The 23,675-nt window shown below is 37.7% G+C and carries 23 protein-coding genes and 1 tRNA gene; 23 read left to right on the forward strand and 1 reads right to left on the reverse strand.

Going from position 1 to position 23,675, the window contains the following annotated elements; genetic code table 11:
• The first annotated feature begins 6 nt into the window (after positions 1-6).
• The 12 genes from FZF09_RS03585 (at position 7) to FZF09_RS03640 (ending at position 13,004) form a co-directional block, all read left to right on the forward strand.
• Positions 7-2,070: a sigma 54-interacting transcriptional regulator gene (locus FZF09_RS03585; protein ID WP_158735206.1), complete on the forward strand. Its 2,064-nt coding sequence runs from the start codon at positions 7-9 to the stop codon at positions 2,068-2,070.
• Between the two features lie 258 nt (positions 2,071-2,328).
• Entirely contained in the window at positions 2,329-3,429 is a 1,101-nt protein-coding gene (locus FZF09_RS03590; protein WP_158735207.1) for a Glu/Leu/Phe/Val family dehydrogenase, read from the forward strand.
• A 460-nt stretch (positions 3,430-3,889) separates the two neighbouring features.
• Complete coding sequence (gene lpdA, locus FZF09_RS03595) at positions 3,890-5,311, forward strand: dihydrolipoyl dehydrogenase (RefSeq protein WP_158735208.1); 1,422 nt, start codon at positions 3,890-3,892, stop codon at positions 5,309-5,311.
• 20 nt (positions 5,312-5,331) lie between these two features.
• The gene (locus FZF09_RS03600) at positions 5,332-6,339 is read left to right on the forward strand and encodes a thiamine pyrophosphate-dependent dehydrogenase E1 component subunit alpha (RefSeq protein WP_158735209.1); all 1,008 of its coding nucleotides are present in this window, start codon (positions 5,332-5,334) and stop codon (positions 6,337-6,339) included.
• Positions 6,339-7,322 (forward strand): alpha-ketoacid dehydrogenase subunit beta, encoded by a 984-nt coding sequence (locus tag FZF09_RS03605; protein ID WP_158735210.1) that lies wholly within the window; start codon positions 6,339-6,341, stop codon positions 7,320-7,322. Before FZF09_RS03600 ends, FZF09_RS03605 begins: the two co-directional genes overlap by 1 nt.
• Before the next feature lie 15 nt (positions 7,323-7,337).
• On the forward strand, positions 7,338-8,594 hold the full coding sequence (locus tag FZF09_RS03610; RefSeq protein ID WP_158735211.1) for a dihydrolipoamide acetyltransferase family protein: 1,257 nt from the start codon (positions 7,338-7,340) through the stop codon (positions 8,592-8,594).
• Positions 8,595-8,778: 184 nt separating this feature from the next.
• The gene (locus FZF09_RS03615) at positions 8,779-9,825 is read left to right on the forward strand and encodes a metal ABC transporter solute-binding protein, Zn/Mn family (protein WP_158735212.1); all 1,047 of its coding nucleotides are present in this window, start codon (positions 8,779-8,781) and stop codon (positions 9,823-9,825) included.
• Positions 9,826-9,930: 105 nt separating this feature from the next.
• Positions 9,931-10,356, forward strand: a complete 426-nt coding sequence (locus FZF09_RS03620) for a BrxA/BrxB family bacilliredoxin (RefSeq protein WP_158735213.1) — start codon at positions 9,931-9,933, stop codon at positions 10,354-10,356.
• A gap of 379 nt (positions 10,357-10,735) precedes the next feature.
• Complete coding sequence (locus FZF09_RS03625) at positions 10,736-11,104, forward strand: hypothetical protein (RefSeq protein WP_158735214.1); 369 nt, start codon at positions 10,736-10,738, stop codon at positions 11,102-11,104.
• 120 nt (positions 11,105-11,224) lie between these two features.
• Positions 11,225-11,299: transfer RNA gene (locus FZF09_RS03630), tRNA-Arg, on the forward strand.
• A gap of 90 nt (positions 11,300-11,389) precedes the next feature.
• Positions 11,390-12,409 (forward strand): aromatic acid exporter family protein, encoded by a 1,020-nt coding sequence (locus FZF09_RS03635; protein ID WP_158735215.1) that lies wholly within the window; start codon positions 11,390-11,392, stop codon positions 12,407-12,409.
• 40 nt (positions 12,410-12,449) lie between these two features.
• Complete coding sequence (locus FZF09_RS03640; RefSeq protein WP_158735216.1) at positions 12,450-13,004, forward strand: L,D-transpeptidase; 555 nt, start codon at positions 12,450-12,452, stop codon at positions 13,002-13,004.
• A gap of 58 nt (positions 13,005-13,062) precedes the next feature.
• On the opposite strand, the gene prli42 is transcribed toward FZF09_RS03640, so the two are convergent.
• Entirely contained in the window at positions 13,063-13,155 is a 93-nt protein-coding gene (prli42, locus tag FZF09_RS03645; protein WP_158735217.1) for a stressosome-associated protein Prli42, read from the reverse strand.
• Between the two features lie 154 nt (positions 13,156-13,309).
• Between prli42 and mce the strand changes: the two genes are divergently transcribed.
• From mce to FZF09_RS03700, 11 genes are all read left to right on the forward strand, one after another.
• A complete protein-coding gene (mce, locus tag FZF09_RS03650) occupies positions 13,310-13,720 on the forward strand; it encodes a methylmalonyl-CoA epimerase (RefSeq protein ID WP_158735218.1) in 411 nt (136 codons plus the stop codon).
• Positions 13,721-13,783: 63 nt separating this feature from the next.
• Positions 13,784-14,905 (forward strand): M20/M25/M40 family metallo-hydrolase, encoded by a 1,122-nt coding sequence (locus FZF09_RS03655; protein ID WP_158735219.1) that lies wholly within the window; start codon positions 13,784-13,786, stop codon positions 14,903-14,905.
• A gap of 56 nt (positions 14,906-14,961) precedes the next feature.
• Positions 14,962-15,450, forward strand: coding sequence for a transcriptional regulator, SarA/Rot family (locus FZF09_RS03660; protein WP_158735220.1), 489 nt, complete (start codon positions 14,962-14,964; stop codon positions 15,448-15,450).
• 265 nt (positions 15,451-15,715) lie between these two features.
• Positions 15,716-16,903, forward strand: coding sequence for a DNA polymerase IV (locus tag FZF09_RS03665; protein WP_158735221.1), 1,188 nt, complete (start codon positions 15,716-15,718; stop codon positions 16,901-16,903).
• A gap of 62 nt (positions 16,904-16,965) precedes the next feature.
• The gene (locus FZF09_RS03670) at positions 16,966-17,310 is read left to right on the forward strand and encodes a hypothetical protein (RefSeq protein WP_158735222.1); all 345 of its coding nucleotides are present in this window, start codon (positions 16,966-16,968) and stop codon (positions 17,308-17,310) included.
• Complete coding sequence (locus tag FZF09_RS03675; RefSeq protein ID WP_158735223.1) at positions 17,198-20,149, forward strand: hypothetical protein; 2,952 nt, start codon at positions 17,198-17,200, stop codon at positions 20,147-20,149. Before FZF09_RS03670 ends, FZF09_RS03675 begins: the two co-directional genes overlap by 113 nt.
• A complete protein-coding gene (locus tag FZF09_RS03680) occupies positions 20,146-20,439 on the forward strand; it encodes an EscU/YscU/HrcU family type III secretion system export apparatus switch protein (protein WP_158735224.1) in 294 nt (97 codons plus the stop codon). Before FZF09_RS03675 ends, FZF09_RS03680 begins: the two co-directional genes overlap by 4 nt.
• A 55-nt stretch (positions 20,440-20,494) precedes the next feature.
• Positions 20,495-20,917, forward strand: a complete 423-nt coding sequence (gene fliS, locus FZF09_RS03685; protein WP_158735225.1) for a flagellar export chaperone FliS — start codon at positions 20,495-20,497, stop codon at positions 20,915-20,917.
• Between the two features lie 19 nt (positions 20,918-20,936).
• Positions 20,937-22,277, forward strand: a complete 1,341-nt coding sequence (locus tag FZF09_RS03690; protein ID WP_158735226.1) for a flagellin N-terminal helical domain-containing protein — start codon at positions 20,937-20,939, stop codon at positions 22,275-22,277.
• 234 nt (positions 22,278-22,511) lie between these two features.
• On the forward strand, positions 22,512-22,952 hold the full coding sequence (locus FZF09_RS03695; protein WP_158735227.1) for a YaaR family protein: 441 nt from the start codon (positions 22,512-22,514) through the stop codon (positions 22,950-22,952).
• 389 nt (positions 22,953-23,341) lie between these two features.
• The gene (locus tag FZF09_RS03700; RefSeq protein ID WP_158735228.1) at positions 23,342-23,623 is read left to right on the forward strand and encodes a hypothetical protein; all 282 of its coding nucleotides are present in this window, start codon (positions 23,342-23,344) and stop codon (positions 23,621-23,623) included.
• Positions 23,624-23,675: the final 52 nt, after the last annotated feature.

The raw sequence follows: 23,675 nt of genomic DNA on the forward strand, positions 1-23,675 counted from the left end.
ATATTTGTGAAAACAGCTGTTATTGTTGGCGGGGGAAAAGGCGGAACGGCTCTTTTTAATATGTTAATGGAAAGCGAACGCCTTAAAATAATCGGAATAGCTGATATTAATCCTTTTGCTCCAGGGTTAAAAAAAGCAGAAGAAGCAGGAATATCATTTAGCGAAGATTGGAAAGAACTATTAAAGTTAAAACCTGATATGGTGATTGAAGCAACAGGTGAAGAAAAAGTATTCCAACAAATTTATGATTACTCTAACAATCAATTTCTTGTTATTCCAGCCTTTGTTGCTAATGTGCTCTATGATTTAATTCATGATAAAGAACAATTAATTCAAACCCTTCAAACCCATGACAGAGTAAGATCTACCATTTTACATTCTACTCATGATGGTATGATAGCGATTAATACTGAAGAAAAAATCATTTTATTCAATCGGGCGGCCTCGGAAATGACTGGAACTTCTCAAAGCCAGGCAGAAGGAGCATTAATTGATGAAATTCTTCCGGAAAGCGGGTTAAAAAGAGTGATGAAAACCGGTATGGAAGAAACAAACAGAAAGCTCACTTTTCGAAACGGCCGCTCGATTATTACTACCCGCCTTCCTTTAAGGGAACACGGCTCTTGCATCGGTGCTTTAGCTGTTTTTAAGGATGTGACGGATATTGCGAAAATGGCTGAAGAAGTTACAAACTTAAAAAGCATTCAACAAATGCTTGAGTCTATTATTCATTCCTCAGAAGAAGCTATATCCGTTGTAGATGAAAACGGCTATGGTACAATGATCAATCCGGCATACACCCGTTTAACAGGTCTATCAGAAGAAGAAGTTATTGGAAAACCTGCTCATACCGACATTTCAGAAGGTGACAGCATGCACATGCAAGTGTTGGAAACGAAAAAACCTGTAAGAGGGGTTAGGATGAAAGTCGGTCCTAAGAAAAAAGAAGTTATCGTTAATGTTGCACCGGTGATCGTAGATAAGAAAATAAAAGGCAGTGTCGGAGTACTGCATGATGTTTCGGAAATACGATCTTTAACGGAAGAATTAAAACGCGCTCGAAAACGTATTCGAACATTGGAAGCAAAATATAATTTTGAAGATATTATCGGAAGATCAAAAGAAATGCAAGTCCCAATAGAACAGGCAAAATTGAGCGCTGGAGTCCCCGTTACAGTTTTATTACGCGGGGAATCTGGTACAGGAAAAGAATTGTTTGCTCATGCTATTCATAACGCAAGCAGCCGTAGATTCAATAAGTTTATTAGAGTCAATTGTGCGGCTATTTCCGAGTCATTGTTAGAGAGTGAACTTTTTGGTTATGAGGAAGGTGCTTTTTCTGGAGCTAAGCAAGGAGGAAAGCGCGGATTATTTCAAGAAGCCGACAAAGGAAGTATTTTTTTAGATGAAATTGGAGAAATGTCGCCGTCTACTCAAGCTAAATTACTGCGTGTTTTACAAGAAGGAGAGATTGTTAAAGTTGGAGCTGCAAAATCAATTACTATTGATGTAAGAGTGATCGCAGCTACAAATATAAATCTCGAAAAAGCGGTTCATGAAAATACATTCCGTGAAGACTTATATTACCGCTTAAACAAGATGCCGATTTATATTCCTTCATTGCGGGAAAGAAAAAGTGATCTAGAAGAACTTTGCAACCACTTACTTGATAAAATAAATGCAGATTTTGGAAGAAGTGTCTCTAACATATCAGACGAAGCACTAGATACTTTAGATCAATATGATTGGCCAGGAAATGTCAGGGAACTTGAGAATGTGCTAGGAAGAGCTGTTATTTCGATGCAGAATACGGACCAAATGATTAAAACAAGACATCTTCCGCCACTTCGGTTGACACGACATTCCAATCACGTCCAAACACCAGGTAATCATAATAGGCGTACTACACTGCAAGAAGACGTTCAAGCATTTGAAAAAAATAAAATTCTTGAAGTACTAAAAGAGAATCAGAATAATAAAACCTTAACTGCGAAACAACTCGGTATTTCCGTAAGGAATTTGTATTACAAATTGGAAAAGCATAAAATTGAATATAATGGCATGCAATAATTTTCTAGTATGAAAAAAATTGCACACATTTCATTAGCTATACCCCTTACGAATGATACGTTTTTTTATTTTAGTCATTGGCATGTCATTTGCATTTTTACATAATAAGGCAATAGATGATAAATTGAGTCAGAACTATCTTGTATATAGAAAAAATAAAGCTGCTGCAGCTTATAAAATAAGAAATCTACAAAATAAAGGGTAGATGCCAAGTATTTGAATATGATGATAAAAATACAGAATCAGGGGGCACTACTAATGAAATTGTTTCAAGAGATGGAAAAATATAATTATGAACAGGTAGTGGTATGCCAAGATAAAGCTTCAGGCTTAAAAGCAATCATTGTTATACATGACACTACCCTTGGTCCTGCTCTTGGCGGAACGAGAATGTGGAGGTATGATTCCGATGAAGCTGCTTTTGAAGATGCTCTTCGTCTTGCAAAAGGGATGACATATAAAAATGCAGCGGCGGGATTGAATCTTGGCGGGGGTAAAACAGTTATTATAGGAGATCCCCGAAAGGATAAAAATGAAGAAATGTTTCGTGCTTTCGGCCGCTATATTCAAGGGTTGAACGGCCGCTATATTACAGCAGAAGACGTAGGAACGACAGTAGAAGATATGGACATTATCCATAATGAAACAGATTTTGTTACCGGTATATCACCGGCTTTTGGTTCGAGCGGTAATCCTTCACCGGTTACTGCGTACGGAGTTTACGTGGGAATGAAGGCTGCTGCAAAAGAAGCATTCGGCTCTGATGAATTAACAGATAAAGTAATCGCAGTTCAAGGGGTTGGAAATGTTTCTTATCATTTATGCAAGCTTTTGAATGAAGAAGGTGCGGTATTAATTGCAACAGACATTCATAAAGAGGCTGCAGAACGGGCTGTCCGAGATTTTAACGCAAAAGCTGTGGATCCTGATAGTATATTTGACGTAGAGTGTGATATTTTTAGTCCATGTGCTTTAGGTGCTGTTATTAATGATGATACAATAAACAGATTAAAAGCAAAGGTGATTGCCGGAGCCGCTAATAATCAATTAAAAAATGATGAACATGGAGAAATGCTGCATGAGAAGGATATTGTTTATGCACCGGATTATGTTATTAATGCAGGAGGAGTTATTAACGTAGCGGATGAACTTCATGGGTATAATCGAGATAGAGCAATTAAAAAAGTAGAAGGAGTGTACGACAACATTAAGAAGGTCATTGATATATCAAAAAGAGATCGCATTCCGACTTACTTAGCAGCTGACAGGCTGGCGGAAGAAAGAATTGAAAAAATGAAAAACTCTCGAAAACAATTTTTAAGAAATGGCTGCCATATCTTAAGTCGACGATCTAATTAAGTATAAAACGTTAATACCAATTAATATAATTTGTTCAAGAGAATAAGCTCTTTGTGCTGGAAGGAAGAGGCAGTTACATGCTATTGTTCTAATTGCAGGTGTTATATCCAAGCTATTTTTTACTTTTTGAAAGTTTAGCTTTGTTAAAGGAATAAAGCGCTAGAAAAGACTAAGGCTTTCAACGTACAGGACGTTTACTGCCGCCGTTTCCACAGATCTGTTTCCACACGATGTGACGACTTCTACGTTGAACACAGGTATTGTACATTTTTAATAGAAGCTCCCTGACCTAGGCGGTTTCCTCTTATCAGGGTTGTAAGCCAAGTTTTTTCTCAAGACAAATGATGAACCACTCAACTAAAATAGCATAAGTGTTTTAATACCAGAGATAACTCAAGTGTTTAGAGAGGAAATAAAACAATCTTAAATTATGGGTAGATACTAGAAGGAGGGAACAATTATGGCTAAGGAATATGACCTGGTCATACTAGGTGCTGGTACAGGAGGTTATGTTGCAGCAATTAAAGCTGCACAACACGGATTGAAAACAGCTGTTGTTGAAAAAGAAAAAGTAGGAGGAACCTGTTTACATAAAGGTTGTATCCCGAGTAAATCTTTACTTCGAAGTGCTGAAGTTCATGCTACGATTAAAGAAAGTGACCAATTTGGCATCTTTGTACAAGGCATAGAATTACAGTTTGATAAAGTACAAAAAAGAAAAGATAACATTGTCAATCAACTTTATAATGGTGTTCAAAGCCTAATGAAAAAAGGAAAAATTGACATATTTGAAGGCCACGGACGTATTCTTGGTCCTTCTATATTTTCTCCTGCAGCTGGCACTATATCAGTGGATATGAAAGACGGCTCAGAAAATATTATGCTGCTTCCTAAAAATATTATTATTGCAACAGGTTCAAGGCCCAGGCTGCTCCCTGAAATAGAGGTAGATGGAGAAAAAATTCTCACCTCAGATGAAGCATTAGGTTTAAAAGAACTTCCTGATTCTGTAAACATTATAGGAGGCGGTGTAATAGGAATTGAATGGGCTTCGATGTTATCAGATTTCGATGTAGATGTTACGGTGCTTGAATATGCAAATCGAATTCTTCCAGGAGAGGATGCAGACATTTCGAGCGAAATGACCCGACGATTGAAAGATCGGGGAGTCCAAATTGTTACAAACGCTAAAATATTACCAGGTAGAACAACCAAGAATGAAAAAGTATCCATTACAGCTGAAGTGAATGGAACAGAACAAAATTTTACAGCTGACACGTTATTACTGTCTGTTGGACGGAATGCAAATATAGAAGATATCGGGTTAGAAAACACCGATATTAAAGTAGAAGATGGATTCATTGCCACAAATGAATATTACCAAACGAAAGAATCTCATATTTATGCAGTTGGAGACGTTATTGGAGGTATGCAGCTTGCGCATGTTGCTTCAAGAGAAGGTATCATAGCAGTTGAGCATCTCTGTTCAAAACAACCGTTGCCGCTGGATGCAACGACTGTTCCAAGATGTACTTACAGCAGACCAGAAGCGGCCAGTATCGGTTTAACAGAAGACCAAGCAGTAAGTGATGGGTATCACATTAAAACGGGAACTTTTTCATTTCAAGCAATAGGGAAAGCAATCGTAAATGGGGAGGCAGAAGGTTTTGTGAAGTTCGTAGCCAATAAAGAAAATGATGATCTTCTAGGCGTCCACATGATAGGAGCACATGTAACAGACTTAATCTCTGAAGCGGCGCTTGCCAAATTAGTAGATGCTTCAAACTTTGAAATCAGTGAAACGATACACCCTCATCCTGCCTTGTCAGAGATTTTAGGGGAAGGTTCACTAGCAGTTGATGGAAAAGCGATCCACTCATAAAACTATTAAGGAGGTATAATATGGCCTCAACAAAGCATGAACAACTGGGATTATCAAATGAAAAAGTATTAGAGATGTATAAAACAATGCTATTAGCAAGAAAGATTGATGAAAGATTGTGGCTGTTAAATAGGGCTGGAAAAATACCATTTGTTATCTCTTGTCAAGGACAAGAAGCAGCCCAAGTAGGTGCCGGAATGGCTTTGAACACGGAGGAGGATTATATTCTGCCTTATTACCGTGATATGGGGTTAGTATTAAGCTTTGGCATGACACCAAAAGATTTGATGATGTCTAGTTTTGCTAAAGCAGAGGATCCAAGTTCAGGCGGCAGGCAGATGCCTGGACATTTTGGAAAGAAAAAAAATCGAATAGTCACCGGGTCTTCCCCAGTAACTACTCAAGTGCCACATGCAGCTGGTATTGCCCTTGCCAGTAAAATGGAAAAGAAAAATTTCGTTACGTTGACAACGTTTGGAGAGGGATCTTCTAATCAAGGTGATTTTCATGAAGGTGCTAATTTTGCTGGTGTCCATAAACTGCCTGTTATTTTCATGTGTGAAAATAACAAGTATGCTATTTCTGTTCCAATTGAAAAACAGCTTGCGTGCGAAAAAGTTTCAGATAGGGCAGTGGGTTATGGAATGCCCGGAGTGACCGTGGATGGAAACGATCCGCTTGCTGTCTATGAAGCAGTTAAAGCAGCTTGGGAACGTGCTAAAAAAGGAGAAGGGCCATCCTTGATTGAAACTGTATCCTACAGGCTGACTCCACATTCCAGTGACGATGATGACAGGTCTTATCGAACGAAAGAAGAAGTAGAGGATGCAAAGCAATTGGACTCCATTCATACGTTTGCTAAATATCTAAAAGAAACAAATACACTAACGGATCAAATAGAAGAATATATGCTCGAAGATATAAGAAAAACAGTAGACGAAGCAACAGAGGCTGCTGAAGAAGCTCCGTATGCTGACCCAGATTCCACTCTGCAGCATGTCTATAGTGAAAAGGACGGTGAGTTGTAATGACTGTCTTAACTTACATTCAAGCTGTAACGGCGGCTTTGCGTGAAGAAATGGCAAGAAATGATAAAGTCTTTGTATTAGGCGAAGATGTTGGCGCAAGAGGAGGCGTTTTTCGAGCGACAGACGGACTTTATCAAGAGTTTGGAGGCGAAAGAGTACTTGATACACCTCTTGCCGAATCAGCTATTGCAGGTGTAGGCATAGGGGCAGCAATGTATGGAATGAGGCCGGTTGCCGAAATGCAATTTGCAGACTTTATTATGCCCGCTGTCAATCAAATCGTTTCTGAAGCTGCTAAAATACGTTATCGTTCAAACAACGACTGGTATTGTCCCTTAACGATTCGTGCACCATATGGCGGCGGAGTTCATGGGGCCTTGTATCATTCTCAATCAGTGGAGGCTCATTTTGCTAATGTTCCAGGGTTAAAAATTGTGATGCCTTCTACCCCATATGATGTTAAAGGCCTTTTAAAGGCAGCGATCCGTGATGATGATCCGGTATTATTCTTTGAACATAAAAGAGCCTACCGTTTAATTAAAGGGGAAGTGCCCGATGAGGACTATACACTGCCCATTGGAAAAGCTGATATAAAAAAAGAAGGTTCGGATGTTACGGTAATCAGCTATGGTTTATGTCTTCACTTTGCTTTACAGGCAGCAGAAAAGCTAGAGGAGGACGGAATATCTACTGAAATACTTGATTTAAGAACGATCTATCCTTTAGATAAAGATGCAATTATAGAAGCTGTTTCAAAAACTGGTAAAGTACTGCTCGTAACAGAAGACAATAAAGAAGGAAGTGTTATGAGCGAAGTGTCTGCTGTAATTGCAGAAAACTGTCTATTTGATTTGGATGCCCCTGTCCAGCGTTTAGCAGGCCCGGACGTCCCAGCGATGCCTTATGCTCCTGCGATGGAAAAATATTTTATGATGAATCCGGATAAAGTCGAAAAAGCAATTCGTGATTTAGCAGAATTTTAGAAAGGAGGGGGCCATATGGCTGAAGAAATAAAAATGCCGCAGCTTGGTGAAAGTGTAACCGAAGGTACGATTACAAAATGGCTGGTAAAACCCGGGGATAAAGTGAACAAATATGATCCGATAGCAGAAGTAACGACAGACAAAGTGAATGCTGAAGTACCTTCTTCTTATTCAGGTACCATTACTGATATCGTGGCAAAAGAAGATGAAACTGTTCAGGTCGGAGAGCTTATTTGTTATATGGATACAGCTCAAATAATGAAAGAGACAACAAAAAAAACAGAAGACGATGCTTCAAACCCTGACCCTGCAGATAACTCTTCAATGAAAAAAAGGTATTCTCCTGCAGTAATGAAGCTGTCACAAGAACATAACATTGATTTATCTAACGTAGAAGGAACAGGAAGAAGCGGAAGAATAACAAGAAAAGATTTAGAGCATCTAATACGTTCGGAAAATGTTTCAGAAACAAAAGCTGCAACAAAGCCAGTTCAGGAAGAAGACGAAATATCCACTCCGATGTACCCGACGTATAAACAAAAGCCAGACGAAAAACCAGAAGCTGGTGATCAAGATACAGAAATACCATTAAGCGGGACGAGAAAAGCAATTGCTGCAAATATGGTGAAAAGTAAACAGGAAATTCCTCACGCTTGGACAATGGTAGAAGCTGATGTCACAAACCTTGTTTCTTATCGAGATAAAATTAAAAATGATTTTAAACAAAAAGAAGGATTCTCTATAACCTTTTTGCCCTTTTTTATAAAGGCTATTGTTGAAGCTCTAAAAGAATTTCCGGAAATTAATTCGGTATGGGGCGGTAATAAAATCATTCAAAAAAAAGGTATTCATATTTCAATAGCAGTTGGTACCAACGAGGCGCTTTATGTGCCAGTTATTAAAAACGCGGATGAAAAAAGTATTAAAGGTATTGCCAAGGAAATAAATGAATTGGTCCATAAAGTAAGAAGCGGGAAGCTTAGCAGTGAAGAAATGAAAGGTGGAACCTTCACTGTTAATAACACAGGGACGTTTGGATCTGTGCAATCAATGCCAATTATTAATTATCCACAGGCTGCAATTTTATCTGTTGAATCAATAAATAAAAAGCCGGTTGTTATGCAAGGAGACATGATTGCCATTCGAAGCATGGTGAATCTTTGTTTATCCCTCGACCACCGTATTTTAGATGGATTGATTTGCGGAAAGTTTTTAGCAAGAATTAAAGATAAAATGGAAAATTTTGATCCTGCATCAGCGAATATTTATTAAAGAAAGTCAGGAGCTGTTCCAAATTATATAGGAACAGCTCTTTTTTTCTATTTGCAGACACTAAAACCTTCAAATCACAAGCAGTGTTTTTCTAATAAAACAGAATGATTCTTGTTTACAAATCGTAACTTTTACGATAAAATGCTGAGAGAAAAAGCGTAATGATTACGAAAGGGGAAAGAAAATGAAAAAGCAAGGTATTTTCCTGCTGTTATTAGGAGCATCTATTTCTCTTGCAGCATGTGGAACAGAAGAACAAAATCAAGGTGACACAGAAGAAAATGAAAGCGAACCCCTGCAAATCTATACGACGTTGTACCCATGGGAAGAATTCACAGAGATAATCGGCGGTGATGCAGTTCAAGTAGAGAATCTAGTACCAGCTGGCAGTGATGTCCATAGCTTTGAACCAACAGCTCAAACAATGGTAAAAGTCGCAGAATCAGATGCTTTTATTTATAATGGAGCAGGTATGGAAGGGTTTGCTGATGCAGTTAAAGATACAGCTCAGCAAGAAGGTGCAGCAACAATTGAAGTAACAGAAGAGTTGGATTTAAATATTTATGATGCGCATTCTCACGAAGAAACAGAAGAAGAAGGGCATGATCATGGAAGTGGTGGACACGAGGAAGAAGAACATGATCATGGAAGCGAGAACCACGGAGAAGAAGAAAATGATGGAAAAGAAGATGACCATGACCACGGTGACCAAGACCCGCATGTTTGGTTAGATCCTATACTTGCTGGTGAAGCAGCCGAAAAGATTAAAGATGAACTAATTGAACTTCAGCCTGAAAATGAAGAAGTATTTGAAGAAAATTTTAATAATTTGAAGACAAAATTAAATAATATACATGAGCAATTTGATGAAATGGCAGCAAAAACGGAAAATAACACGTTTCTAGTATCTCATGCCGGATATGGGTATTGGGAGGAGAAGTATGGTTTACATCAAATCGGAATTTCAGGTCTTTCTCCTACAAATGAACCTTCTCAAAAGCAATTACAAAACATTGTCCAATTAGCGGAGGAAAACGGATTAAAACATGTTATGTTTGAACAAAATGTTTCCTCTAAAGTTGCACAAGTGGTTCAAAGTGAAGTAGGGGCTGAATCCTTGTATTTACACAATTTAGAATCTTTAACAGAAGAAGATATTGCTAATGACGAGGATTATTTTACTCTTATGAATAAAAATATTGAGAATTTAAATGAAGCATTAAATCACTGATTCTGAACATTTTTCTTTCAAAAAGTAAAGTTACTTGCTGTCTTTTCCATTTTTTCGATACAATAAGATCAGAACATTACATTTTGATATGAAAGGATGGATAAAATGGATTTTAACTTTATGATAAATGATGTTGTACAGACGGCAAGAAAGGAAATGGAAGAAGCAGGTTACGAATCATTGAGTACTCCCGAAGAAGTAGAAGAAGCATTAGGTGGAGAAGGAACAACACTAGTAATGGTCAACTCTGTTTGTGGCTGTGCAGGCGGGATTGCTCGTCCAGCAGCAGCGTATATGAGAAATTACGAAAAGAAACCTGACCGGTTCGTAACTGTCTTCGCTGGACAAGATAAAGAAGCAACCGAAAAGGCTCGTTCCTATTTTACAGGGTATCCACCATCTTCTCCTTCATTTGCGCTCGTTAAAGATGGGGAAATTCAAAAAATGGTTGAGCGTCATGAAATTGAAGGCCATGAGCCGATCGAGGTCGTTCAACAACTCGAAAAAGCATTCGACGAATATTGTAATTAATAAAAAGAAATACCGCTTTCCGTTTTACAGGTGGCGGTATTTTATTTTGAAAGGTAAGAAATTATAAATATTTGGCGTTTTACATGTCTAGCTTCAGCGCCCAGCCGCTCGGGGTTTCTTCCCTTTCGACTCCGGGCCGCAGGCGACCCTGCGCGAAAGCTCCAGAACCTGTCGCGGCTGACCAGGGCGCTTGCGCTTTTCTAATATGAGAACGATTATTCAACGTACAGGACATAAATTGCAGCCGTTTACAGAGGACGAAGTGTTTGAAACGTTTCTTATACGCGCAAACAAACAGAATTTTTCTAAACCTTGACTCTTCCAAAAATTGTTGTGATATAATAACGTAAGAATTCATACATAAAGGGCTGAAAAAACAATGGATAAATTATATGATCAAGTGCAGAAGTATTTAAATATGGATGAAGAAATTCCTTTTAAAGAATTTCAACAATTTTATCAGGACGTCATATCTAAATTAGACAGAGAAGCGGAAAGTTTTGAGGAAGACAGTATTTGGAAAGGTTTGTTTGTTGTAGAAAGCATTATGTCAAATGCTGAAAATCGTGCGAAGACAACTAAAAATGCGTCAGAAACAAAAAAATACAAAAAAATGGCTAAGCGAACTAAGTTATATGCCCAGAATTTCACGAAACGTCTTCACCAATTTGGATATACACAAGAACAAATTGGTGAAAAGTTTGAACAAATGCTTGAAGAAGGCACAAAGGAAGAGGTTGAAGAATAACCTTAGCTGCCGCAGCTGATATACTCAGCTGCCTTCCTTTTCTGATTTCTCCTTATATTTCTATTGACAGAGAATGGGAAATCAGATAGAATAGACGTTGTCTGAGAAAAAGATACGTTTGCGCCTATGGTGAAAGGGATATCACGCGAGATTCCGGTTCTCGTATTCCAGGTTCGAATCCTGGTAGGCGCGCCATAAATGAATACATACTAGCAGCACTGCACAATTAGTTTGTGCAGTTTTTTGTACTTCACAGCCGAATTTTTAAAATCGAAGGAGATACACATGCCAAAATGGAGAATTGGTTATAGAACGTTAAAAACAGCAGTCGGTGCGGCATTAGCTATTTTTATTGCACAGCTTTTACAGTTAGAATTTTTTGTTTCAGCCGGAATTATTACCGTTCTTTGTATATCTATAACAAAAAAAGAATCCGTGCGTGCTTCTTGGGAACGATTTGTCGCTTGTGTTATCGGATTAGGGTATGGAAGTGTTATTTTTGAAGTGTTAGGTTATCATCCTATTTCGATTGCCGTTCTATTTTTGTTGTTTATTCCAACGGCTGTAGCAGCAGGAGTAAAGAAAGGTGTAGTAACTAGTGTTGTAATCATGCTTCATCTGTATACCTATGGGAATGTTTCCGTTACTATATGGATAAACGAGATTTTTTTGATTACGATTGGAGTAGGTGTTGCTCTTGTAATGAACATGTATATGCCTAGTGCAGAAAAGACTTTGATTTGGAAACAAGTAAAGCTTGAGGAATGTTTTAAAAAAATATGGAAAGAATACGCTTCTTATCTCCGTTACGGTGATAATTCCTGGGACGGAAAGGAAATTGCAGAAGTTTCCTCTCTTATAGAAGAAGGAAAAAGTTTGGCAATGAAAAATATTGACAACCATTTTTTGCGGCATGATGACTATTTTTATCACTATTTTAATATGAGAGAAAAACAATTAGATGTTATAGAAAGTATTCTGCCTTTTATTTCGACTTTAGACAGAACGGTTATTCAAGGAGAAAAAATGGCAGGTTTTATGGAAGAATTAAGTCAAGCTGTTACTCCAGGCAATACAGCTGGATATTTTTTAATTAGACTGAATGAACTAAGAGAAGAAATAAAGAAAATGGAGCTTCCAAAATCAAGAGCAGAATTTGAAATAAGGTCGTCACTTTTTTATATTCTACATGAAATAGAAGAGTATTTACTGATAAAAAAAATGTTCAAACCAGATCCAAAGCGCACCCGTACAGTGTCTGAGAAACGATTGAATAGAGATCATAATGGGAGAGATACTAATTAAAACTTCATTCTCAGTAATGGACGCGGGGGCGTTGAGGAAAATGAAATTATGTAATATCGCTATAATTTCTTTCATGCTACAATCTGTTTTATGGCCGCTGAACGCAGTACCTGATGCAGGCGATCCCTATATTATAATAAACAAACGGACAAATCAGCTCGCTTTTATAGAAGGTGGAGAAATCGAAGAAACATATCATGTTGCGACCGGGAAAACAGAGTTATTGACACCTGAAGGAGAATTTACAGTCATTGTGAAAGCAATCCGGCCATATTATCGAAAGTTGGATATTAAAGGCGGTGACCCGAAAAACCCTTTAGGAAGCAGATGGATTGGTTTTGATGCTGAAAACACAAATGGAAGGATTTACGGGATACATGGCACGAACCGTCCTGAATCGATCGGCCGTCATATATCGAATGGATGTATCCGTATGAAAAATGAAGAAGTGAATCAATTATTTGAAAAAATTATTCCGGGAACAAAAGTATGGATCGAAAGCAGTCCAAAATCCATTTCCCAGATCGTTAATGAAAGAGGGCTTCGTTACGGAGATAAACCGTATTATTTAGAAGAAGATTTAAAATTGTTATAAATTAAGCAGTAAGCCCCTCCGAATGGCTGGGGGCTTTTTACATTCATTCAATTTTAACTTAAAAGAAAGTGGCTGCACCTGTGAGGACACTTCCGACGACTAATGTTATGATCATTATATAAATAATCGTTTTTTGAAATTTTTTAGGCATGTTTTTCCCTCCATACATATTGTTAGTTTATATTTTACGGGGCAAAAGGACAACACTCAACCTTTAATTGCTTTTGAAAACAGGAAAAAAGCTACTGCACCTAGAAGCTATACATGCTGAAAACGACTAATAAATACATAAAGTAGGGATGATAATGCAAAAACCACCAAAAAAAATCGATCATATTGGAATTGCAGTAAAGTCAATAGAAGAGCAATTACCTTTTTATGAAAATGTACTCGGGTTAGAACTTTTGAAAATGGAAGAAGTAAAAGCCCAAAAAATTAAAGTTGCTTTTATAGCTATCGGTGCTTCGAAAATAGAACTGCTAGAGCCATTAGACTCTTCAAGTCCAGTAGCAAAATTTATTGAAAAAAAAGGCGAGGGTATACATCATGTAGCACTTGGTGTAGCAGACATTGAAGAACGGCTCCGCGAAATAAAAAACGATGGCATCCAAACATTAAATGATAAACCGGTAAAAGGAGCCGGTGGAGCTGACATTGCTTTTTTACATCCGGCTTCAACAGGACGAGTGCTATTTGAGTTTTGCGAAAAGAAATAAAGCTTATTATATACTTTATAAACAAAAATTCATTAGGAAATGAACATAGCAGGAGGAACGCTTATGATTAATGAAGAACGCCTTGTTAATGAATTTATGGAGCTAGTACAAATTGATTCCGAAACAAAAAATGAAAAACAAATCAGTAAAGTGTTAACACAAAAATTTGAAGAACTTGGGATTAAAGTAGAAGAAGATGACGCGGGTGAGACAACGGAGCATGCTGCCGGGAATTTAATATGCACATGGGAAGGAAATACCGAGGCTGATTGTATTTATTTTACTTCCCATATGGATACCGTTGTCCCAGGACTTGGAATTAAACCGTTAATAAAAGACGGTTATATTCAAACAGATGGAAGCACTATTTTAGGCGCAGATGATAAAGCCGGAATTGCCGCAATGCTAGAATGCATCCGGGCAGTTCAAGAGAATAATTTAACTCATGGAACGATTCAATTTGTAATTACCGTAGGGGAAGAGTCCGGGCTGGTAGGCGCAAAAGCTCTGGATGAAACTTTATTAAAAGCCGAATACGGATATGCTTTAGATAGTGACGGAAAGGTTGGCAACATTATTGTCGCAGCCCCAACTCAATCAAAAATAATAGTAAAGGTGAAAGGGAAAACAGCACATGCCGGAGTTGCACCAGAGAAAGGAGTATCAGCAATAACAGTAGCGGCGAAAGCTATTTCGAAAATGCCTCTCGGTCGTATCGATGAAGAAACAACAGCAAATATAGGCCGATTTGAAGGAGGGTCACAAACGAATATCGTCTGCGACGAAGTTTATGTGCTTGCTGAAGCAAGGTCACTAGTTAAAGAAAAAATGGAAAAACAAGTTGAAAAAATGAAAACAGCGTTCGAACAAACAGCAAATGATATGGGTGCAAAAGCAGAAGTTGAAGTTACCGTTATGTACCCAGGTTATAAATTAAATAAAAATGATCATGTTGTTTCTACAGCTGTGAAAGCGGGACAAAAAATTGGACGAACTCCTAAACTGTTGAAAAGCGGTGGAGGAAGTGATGCGAATATTATTAGCGGTTATGGAATTCCAACGGTAAATTTAGCTGTGGGTTATGAAGAGATCCATACTACAAATGAAAAAATTTCTGTCGAAGAACTAGTAAAATTAACAGAAATGGTGACAGCCATTATTGAAGAAAGCAAATCTAAAAGATAACATTTCAAAAGTTCTAGGAAGTACTAAGTTAAACATATTAAGGGTGAAGAGGAACCATGGAAGATCAACATCTTAATTATCATTCCTATTTAAATTTATTGCGTGGAGCACTTAAGGTAGTCGAAGAAGATTGGCAGTCTGCTGCAAACGACTTAGGAATCACTCAGGCAGAACAGCATATTCTTTGGATTTTATTTATGGAAAAGAAAGCTACTATGTCCAAAATAGCGGAACTTGGGCTATGGGATTTATCCACTGTTATGCAGATTATAAAAAGATTAAAAAGTAAACAATTAGTAAAAATAGAAAAAAATGAAAATGATTTGCGCGTTTCTTATGTTACTCTAACGGAAAAAGGGGAAGAGATACGCAAAGCTTCAAGTGAAAAAACACATCGATTTTTACAGTTTATAGAAGAATACGGCAGATCTAACCAAGATTTTTTAAAACATTTTCATTTGTTTTTGCAAGCTGCTAACAGCCGTTTCCATGGTGAAAATTTTGTGCGCTGGGTCGAAAAAACGAGTGATTTTAGCAAACAATAAAATAAGGTGCTCTTATTCCCCTTATAGGGGATTTTCTTTTTTTTACACTGATAGGAAAGCATAAAATTTTAGCGTGGATGAATCATCGACGTCGTTAAAATGTTGAGGAAATTAGTATAAGTGCAACTAGGCAATCGCCTGTACCTAAAGGTATTTGCGCTAAGCCAAGTTTTCTTTATACTTTAGGCAGGCGATTTGCACTCGGCCCAACCAATTTTTTGAACAACGGCATTCGCTGCACTCGAGAAAGAACAAGGAGGATTCGATGGGAAGGCAATGGAAAGGAAAAGTAATTTTTCATGTAGATATTAATAGTTTTTATGCTTCAGTAGAGAGAATACACGATCCTTCTTTAGCCGGAAAACCATTAGCTATAGCAGGCAACCCAAAAGAAAGAAAAGGAATCGTAGTGACAGCAAGTTATGAGGCAAGAGCGTATGGAGTGAAGACTACGATGCCTGTTTGGGAAGCAAAAAGAAAATGCCCCGGTTTAATTATTCGACCTCCTGATTTTGATAAGTATAGAGCATCTTCTGCCGAGATGTTTCATTTATTAGAGGAATATACAGAGTTAGTAGAGCCTGTTTCCATCGATGAGGGTTATCTGGATATGACCATTCCTTTTAAAGAAGGAAAAACAGTTCAAAACGCATATGAATTGCAAAACAGAATGAATAGAGAGTTAGGATTGCCATGCAGTATTGGAATAGCTCCAAATAAATTTTTAGCAAAAATGGCAAGCGACATGAAAAAGCCGTTAGGCGTGACGGTCCTTAGAAAACGAGAAGTACCCCAAAAATTATGGTCTCTTCCCGTTGAAGAGATGCATGGTATCGGACATAAGACAGCCGTAAAATTAAAAGAGTGGAATATATTTACTATCGGAGATTTAGCTGTTTGTTCGGCTTCTTCTCTTAAAGGGCGCTTTGGAGTGAAAGGCAAAAAATTAAGTGAACGAGCCAATGGAATAGATTATCGTAGAGTGGACCCAGAAGCTGCAAAGGAAGTTAAAAGTGTGGGAAATTCAACAACGTTGTCTACCGACGTACAAGATAAAGAAGAGCTGATGAACGTTATTCAGACTCTTTCTGAAAAAGTAGAAATAAGATTAAAACGAAAAGGAGTGTCTTCGGCTAACATACAGTTGATGATTAGATATAGTGATCGACAGACGATAACAAGAAGCAGAAAACTTCCCAACCCGCTTTTTACGGCGGCAGAAATAAAACGACAGGCAGCCGAATTGCTCAATAAGCATTGGAATGGTAAACCGGTCCGATTAATAGGGTTGACCGCATTAAACGTTATTCCTCATTCAGAAGCTTATAAACAACTAGACTTATTTTCTTACAAAAAAGATGTGAAAGAAGCTGAACTATCTCATTCTATTGCTAAACTGACCAATAAGTATGGGGACAACATTATTTCAAAAGGAAGCTCTCATAAAAAATAGGCTGTGTGTGAAATACACAAGCTTTTTTAAAAGGTAAGAAATTAAAAAATTCGGCGTTTTATATGTCTAGCACAAGCGCCTACTCGCTCGAGATTCCTTCGGTTCGTCAATGGAAATCAAAGATCAGCTTTCCATATGCCGACCCTCCAGGACTTGTCGCTCGTGAGCAAGGCGCTTGTGCTTTTCTTAATTTACGAAAACGCCGTATTTTAATGTATCTAGTCCGTAAGTCTTATAAATATAACCATAATGAAACCGATAATAAAGATAGAGTGATTGATCGGGGTGAACAGCGTGAAATTGTCAGCAAATATATCTTCAAAACAAAACCACTCCCCCTCCTCTTTACCATTACGAGAGGGTGCTGTATATCGTGCGAATATATTAGAACGGCGAGGAAACAATGAAGCGACAATACGTCTGCAAAACACGAAAATAAATGCAACGTTTCAAGGTGCCATGCCTAAGCAGAACAACATTGCTTTTCAAGTAACTAACAGAAAAGATGACGAACTGCAGGTTCGAGCTATTACCAACAACCAAAATAATATAGCCGGACAAAACCGGGCAGTTTCTACTTCTTCTATTTTAAAAAACTTAGGAGTTCATCAGCCTTCCAATTCCGTAAAAAACGGAGCTTCAATTTTGTTAGATTCAGGCACAGCACTTACCAAAACATCCGCTCGCTCTCTACAAAACTTCATGGAAAAATCATCAGGTACAACAGAGCAAAAATTACAAACGGTGCAAGCGGCAGCTAATAAAAGGATTGAGATAACAGAAAATAACTTAAGGGATATACATGAAGGTTTACATAGTAAAAGTGCTGTTAATTTTATGAAAAGTCTCTCTGCATCTACTTCCAATCCTCAAGAATCACAAACTCAAATATCAGATGACCAAGTAAATGAGGCAGTAAAAAAAGGAATAAGAGCAGCGGAAGCGAGTGATAAAGAAGGATTAAAAGAAACAGTACAGAATTTACGAACGCAGCTGCAAAAAGGAGAGGAACCAGCTGCAACCATAAAAGAAATCAAAGAAAAGATAATCAATCATTCCGCTCTAACAGAAAGACAAAGATCAGATGTAGAAAAAGGAGTAAAAGAAGCAGAAAATTTTATTTCAAAAGGGAAGACACGTCAAGCAAAAGAAGTATTGTCTGATACGTTGAAAACGGTTGACGGGGCATTGCCTAGAGAGAAAGTTGGATCAGGGAGTTCGTCTTTAAAAGAAAATATTCAAGAAATTCGTCATGCATTACATAACGGAGGCTCTGCTAAAGAAGCGATTAAACAAATACAACGTGAAGTATTAAATCATTCGGAACTTACTAGAGAACAAGCTTCTCAATTAAAACAAGCTATAAAAGAAGCAGAACAACTAAGCAACGCTGGACGGGAAAAGCTCGATAATGCCTTGGGAACGTTAGCAAAAAGTGCAGGGACTAAAATTGTCCCCGCACCAATGGAAAGACTAGAAGAACCTTTGCATCAGCTGCGCAAGGATTTACAAGCTGGTGCACCTGCCGATAAAGTGCTTCAAAACATAAAACAGCTTTTACAACACGGGGATAAAAGGGAAATAGCACAAACATTAGATCGAATGCTTTCCCAAACAGCAAGTTCATCAGCCGGAAATAAGGGAGCAATACATCTTGACATCGAGCAAGCTTTAGAAAAAGCAGGATTTGATAGGGCGGCTGTGCGTGAAATTGCAAAACTCATTAATCAATCAGAACAGCTGCATGAAGCCGGAAGGAAGCACATGACAAATAGACTGGAAAAAATTGAAGTAACGGGAAAAGAAAGAACAAATGTTCAAGATTTGCTGCCATCTTTGACAAAAAAGGTAAATCAGGAACCTGACATGAACAAGTTATTAAATCAGGTGAGAGATGAATTGATTCCATCACTGCCAAACCGTTTGCAGCCATCGGCGGCTGAACAGACAGCCACGGCTCAAATCCTTTTAAATCAGGGAAAAGAATTAGCGTCGAGACAGCATACTCATCACTTACTTGAAGATTTAACTAAGACTGTGCAAGTAAATGACAATCAAAGTAAACTTTCTTCCTATGCAGTTAATGAAGCAATCCAGACATCGGTACCGTTTGAATCAAAACAGCTGCTTGAAACGAGAGTTACAGAGAAACTAATAAAAGTGACGGATGATTTTAAACAAATAAAACAAGATACATTAAAGCAATTAGAGCAAGCATCGAAATTAATACAGCAAGAGAAACATTCAGCGCCTCAAGCTAAACAAATTCTAGAGGCAGCTATTAAAAAATTAGATCGGGCCATTTTAAGAAGCGATGTCATGCTTTTTACGGATATGAAAACAGAACGCCAATTACTTCAAGCAAGTGGACAGCTTGCCGAAGCTAAACAATTGCTTGGAAAAGGAAAGATTGCAGAAGCTCATAAGGTTGTAAACGAGGTACAAGATTCAATGAGTAAATTAGAATTCAAACCAACCGAACAAAAAGTGAAACAATTTATTATGAATGAAGAAAGGCTGTTTGTTAACAAATCTTCAAATGCTTCTTTTCAGCAAACATCAGAGCAAGCTCGAGCTGTCATGCAGGAGCCGTCGTCAAGGCAAGTTTTTGAACTTGTTCGCAGCCTCGGCTTGAATAGAGAAAGTGAAATTGGACAAATGTTTGCATCTGCCAATAAAGAACAAAATAGTCAGCAGCAAAGTAATCAGCAAAACATGAAAAATGCATTGCTGCAGCTCATAAAACATGAGGAAGAAGGCAGCAATATCCAGCAGAAATCAAGTCAAGCTCTTTCGAATATTACAGGGCAGCAATTAATGAGTAAGGCAGATCACGGTAATAACTTGCAGCATTTATTGTTTAACCTTCCCGTACAATTGAAAGATCAACTACAGCAATTACAAGTATACGTTCAATCAAGACAAGAAGGAAGTCAACTCGACTGGGAAAATTGCAATCTTTATTTTCTTATTGAAACTCCTTCTTTAGGGGAAACAGGGATAATGGTGCAAGCTAGTGACAGGCAATTGTCTGTGACATTAAAAAATGATCATGAAGAATTTGAGCAAATGATGGAGCCGCTTGTAAACAAGACGCTAGAAGGCTTAAGCGAGCTTGGTTATAACATTAAAAGCATCAATTACCAATCATTGAATACAAAAGAAGAGGATGATTTTCAGGCAGAAAAACATGACACAGAAAATTTACCTTTTTATACCGAGAAAGGGTTTGATTATAAGGTATGATGATTTCTAACTATTATAATCACAAGCAGCGGAAAATAAAAAATGGACCGACCGCTGCTGTTATAAAATATGATGAGGGAGAATCTCCGAAAGTAACAGCACAAGGATCAGGAGAGGTAGCTCGCCGCATTTTATCATTGGCTGAACAAAATAATATTCATATGCAGGAAGACCCTGGACTACTAGAAAATTTATTAGATATGGACCTTGGTGATAATGTCCCTCCGCAGCTTTATTCTGTTATAGCAGAAATTTTGCTGCTTATCGAAGAAATGGAAAAGAAATATTAAGGCTGAGGGTCATAAAACCGATAGTAGTAATAGATCACCCGAAAGGGGCATGATAATGACTTTTTTATCAGATGAAATCCTACAACAAAAAACCTCACAAGAATTGACAATGATGTTATACGAAGCATGTGAACAAAGTCTAGAAGAAGCAATTTCCTCTATTGAAAAAAAAGATTATATGCTCGCAAACAAGAAATTTCAGCGGGCGGTAGATATTCTCGAACGCCTTGGTGTTGGCTTAAATTATGATGCCGGCATCATAGCAGATGAATTAGATGCTTTGTATAACTATATGAGTGAGCTCTTAATAATAGCGAATATCGAGAAAAATATAGAAAAAGCCAAAGAAGCAGCAAGTATATTGCACGTCATTTCTGCTGCCTGGAATGAGGCAATTCTTACACAAACAGATAAACAATCAAAAACTGTGCGGGCAAGAAAAAATGCTTATGAAAAGAATGCATTGTATGCTGAATAGTGGAAAAGGGGCGTAAAGAGTGAAGATAAATAATAACATTCAAGCATTAAATGCTTATCGGAATTTAAATCAAAACCAAAATCAAGTATCAAAAAACTTAGAAAAACTTTCATCCGGCCTTCGGATTAACCGTGCTTCTGATGATGCAGCTGGACTTGCGATTTCTGAAAAAATGCGTTCCCAAATTAGAGGGTTAAAGCAGTCTGAACGAAATTCAATGGATGGCATTTCATTAATGCAAACTTCAGAAGGTGCCATGCAGGAGATTCACTCAATGCTGCAGCGCATGAGGGAACTGGCAGTACAAGCATCCAATGATACAAATACAGAATATGACCGTGAACAGCTGCAAAAAGAAATATCAGAGCTGACAAAAGAAATTGACAGTATTTCTGATAAAACCGAATTTAATACGAAAAAACTGCTCGATGGGTCAAGTGCTGTTTACTCGTATTTAAACGAAGATGAAAATAATGCTAATCTAGCCTCTCCGCCAGTTCCGTTGGATACTGAAATGCAGCCAGGTGACTATAGTATATCTGTTACAGAAAAAAGTTTAAAAATAGATGGTGCAGACGAGGTGCTGTCAATCCAAGATGAAGTGACTGTAAATGAAAATCAGAGATTGGGTGAATACACTATAGAAGTAGAAGATTTAGACGATGAATCTGCATTCGTAACACTTTACGATGATAAAGGAATTGAAATAGACAGTCAAAAAATCTCAGATGAAGAACAATCGAACGTAGGCGGGATTGAATTATCCTTGGATGACATTACTGCAGAGGGTAAAAGCAAGTTCAGACTCGAAGCCGAAGGAACGTTTGAATTGCTTATCGGTGCTGAAGATAACATTGAATTAAAAGAAGAAGTTTCAACGAAAGATGGCAAAATCCAGCTGGGGGATTTAGAGTTGGAGTTTAGCGCTAACATTAGTGATGGGTCATCTAATTTTCATGTTATCAACAACTCTCTTGCTTTTCAAATCGGTCCAAATACAGGCCAGCAAGTCATGGTGGACATCCCTAAAATGGACGCAGAAAAATTAGGTGTTGATGAGGTGGATGTCTCAACTCACGAGGGTGCTAGCAAAGCGATTATACAATTTGACGATGCTATTAATCATGTGTCAGATGCAAGAGCAAAACTTGGAGCTGTTCAAAACCGTATGGAGCATACCGTAACGAATTTGCAGGTTACTCATGAAAACCTCACTTCATCCGAGTCAAGGATTCGGGATGCGGATATGGCTAAGGAAATGACTGAATTTACGAGAAATAACATTATTAATCAATCTGCAACAGCAATGCTGGCCCAGGCCAATCAGCTTCCACAAGGCGTTTTACAGCTGCTTCAATAAACGGGAAAAATCTGGAAGAGTGAAAAAGAGGCACTTTTCCGGATTTTTTTACTTTATAAAAGTTTAACTTGTTAAAGGAATTAATTTCAAAAGTGCTATTTGGTTATCAAAAACCAACATTATATCGGTGAATGCGTCTGCCTGAAGCGAATATTGAACAATAAATCTTTTCCGCCTTTTTGCTATGGTATGGTAAAATGTAACAAGAAATATAGTGTAAAGGTCGTGACAATAGTGGATATTCAAAAAGTCATGCAAACGGGTGTCCATCCGCCTTCTTCTAAAGGGAAAGAAACATCCCGGACAAGCGTCTCATTTACAGAAATAATGGATCAACGACGTCAGGATAAAGCATATGATCGTTTCACCAAAATGATTGAACAAATAGATGATCAAGGTAAAGTCTTATCTGAAACCCGTACTGTTGAAGAACTGCGCAAATATAAACAGCTGGTTAAAGATTTTATGAAGGAAGCTGTAGATCATGGCTTGAATTTAGAAGAAAAACGTGGTTTTAACAGGCGTGGAAGAACAAAAATTTATAAAGTAGTAGAGGAAGTTGATCGTAAATTGCTTGATCTAACAAACGCAGTAATGGAAAAAGAAAAACAGGCAATAGATATTCTTGATAAAGTTGGAGAAATTAGGGGATTGCTTGTTAATCTCTATGCCTAAAAAGATAAGGGGCTGTTTAACCGGATTAAGAATAAAAATGGACTTAGCCAATCACCAATTTGAATGGCAAACCTAATTTTTCTAATAAAAAATAAGAAGGCGTTTTCATCTAGAGGATTTCCATGAAAAAAGAATGATAGCAAAGATGAATTTACTAATCAGGGTATAAAACGCAAAATAATTGCATATAAAGTTATATTAAAGATTGCAAAATCCTTACATCTTTCATAAGATACAGGTTGTGCTTCAAACGAAGGGAGTGGTTAACTTCACCTGAAGACTTTCATATGATTTGTTTATCATTTACAGGTTGTTAACCCTTTTCGGCTATAAGAAGTATTTCGATAACGTGCCACGAGAAAAAACTACAAAGATAAGGAAGTGTCCATGTGATAGTACATGACCTGGTGGAAGCGAAAGAGTATTTCGAGAATGAAACAAAGAACGATTACCTAGTTCTTTATGAAAAGTTTCAAAATAGTAAATGTGACTTTGAGGAAAATGGACGGTTTTGTATGAAGGAAGCTGATCAAAAAGAAGTCGTTCAAATCCTAAGAGGTCGAGAAGACGATACGTTGTATAGTGTGAAAAATTATGACGTTAATGAGTTTTCTTCGGTAGAAGCCATTCTCGAAAAAGTAAAAACGGAATATCAAGAAATTTTTGTATAGCTTCACACCATAAATAGATATAAATCGCTGCCGCCTATAAAGTGGCAGCGAT

It is taken from the genome of Alteribacillus sp. YIM 98480, from assembly GCF_009765375.1.
In the GTDB taxonomy this organism is placed as follows: domain Bacteria; phylum Bacillota; class Bacilli; order Bacillales; family Marinococcaceae; genus Alteribacillus.

Bases quoted from the DNA above. Each gene is read 5' to 3' on its own strand.
- FZF09_RS03655 (WP_158735219.1), top strand. From the start codon at position 13,784: ATGATTAATGAAGAACGCCTTGTTAATGAATTTATGGAGCTAGTACAA.
- FZF09_RS03665 (WP_158735221.1), top strand. From the start codon at position 15,716: ATGGGAAGGCAATGGAAAGGAAAAGTAATTTTTCATGTAGATATTAAT.
- mce (WP_158735218.1), top strand. From the start codon at position 13,310: ATGCAAAAACCACCAAAAAAAATCGATCATATTGGAATTGCAGTAAAG.
- prli42 (WP_158735217.1), bottom strand. From the start codon at position 13,155: ATGCCTAAAAAATTTCAAAAAACGATTATTTATATAATGATCATAACA.
- FZF09_RS03670 (WP_158735222.1), top strand. From the start codon at position 16,966: ATGTCTAGCACAAGCGCCTACTCGCTCGAGATTCCTTCGGTTCGTCAA.
- FZF09_RS03590 (WP_158735207.1), top strand. From the start codon at position 2,329: ATGAAATTGTTTCAAGAGATGGAAAAATATAATTATGAACAGGTAGTG.
- FZF09_RS03680 (WP_158735224.1), top strand. From the start codon at position 20,146: ATGATGATTTCTAACTATTATAATCACAAGCAGCGGAAAATAAAAAAT.
- FZF09_RS03605 (WP_158735210.1), top strand. From the start codon at position 6,339: ATGACTGTCTTAACTTACATTCAAGCTGTAACGGCGGCTTTGCGTGAA.
- FZF09_RS03615 (WP_158735212.1), top strand. From the start codon at position 8,779: ATGAAAAAGCAAGGTATTTTCCTGCTGTTATTAGGAGCATCTATTTCT.
- FZF09_RS03635 (WP_158735215.1), top strand. From the start codon at position 11,390: ATGCCAAAATGGAGAATTGGTTATAGAACGTTAAAAACAGCAGTCGGT.
- FZF09_RS03640 (WP_158735216.1), top strand. From the start codon at position 12,450: ATGAAATTATGTAATATCGCTATAATTTCTTTCATGCTACAATCTGTT.
- FZF09_RS03625 (WP_158735214.1), top strand. From the start codon at position 10,736: ATGGATAAATTATATGATCAAGTGCAGAAGTATTTAAATATGGATGAA.
- lpdA (WP_158735208.1), top strand. From the start codon at position 3,890: ATGGCTAAGGAATATGACCTGGTCATACTAGGTGCTGGTACAGGAGGT.
- FZF09_RS03600 (WP_158735209.1), top strand. From the start codon at position 5,332: ATGGCCTCAACAAAGCATGAACAACTGGGATTATCAAATGAAAAAGTA.
- fliS (WP_158735225.1), top strand. From the start codon at position 20,495: ATGACTTTTTTATCAGATGAAATCCTACAACAAAAAACCTCACAAGAA.
- FZF09_RS03610 (WP_158735211.1), top strand. From the start codon at position 7,338: ATGGCTGAAGAAATAAAAATGCCGCAGCTTGGTGAAAGTGTAACCGAA.
- FZF09_RS03620 (WP_158735213.1), top strand. From the start codon at position 9,931: ATGGATTTTAACTTTATGATAAATGATGTTGTACAGACGGCAAGAAAG.
- FZF09_RS03660 (WP_158735220.1), top strand. From the start codon at position 14,962: ATGGAAGATCAACATCTTAATTATCATTCCTATTTAAATTTATTGCGT.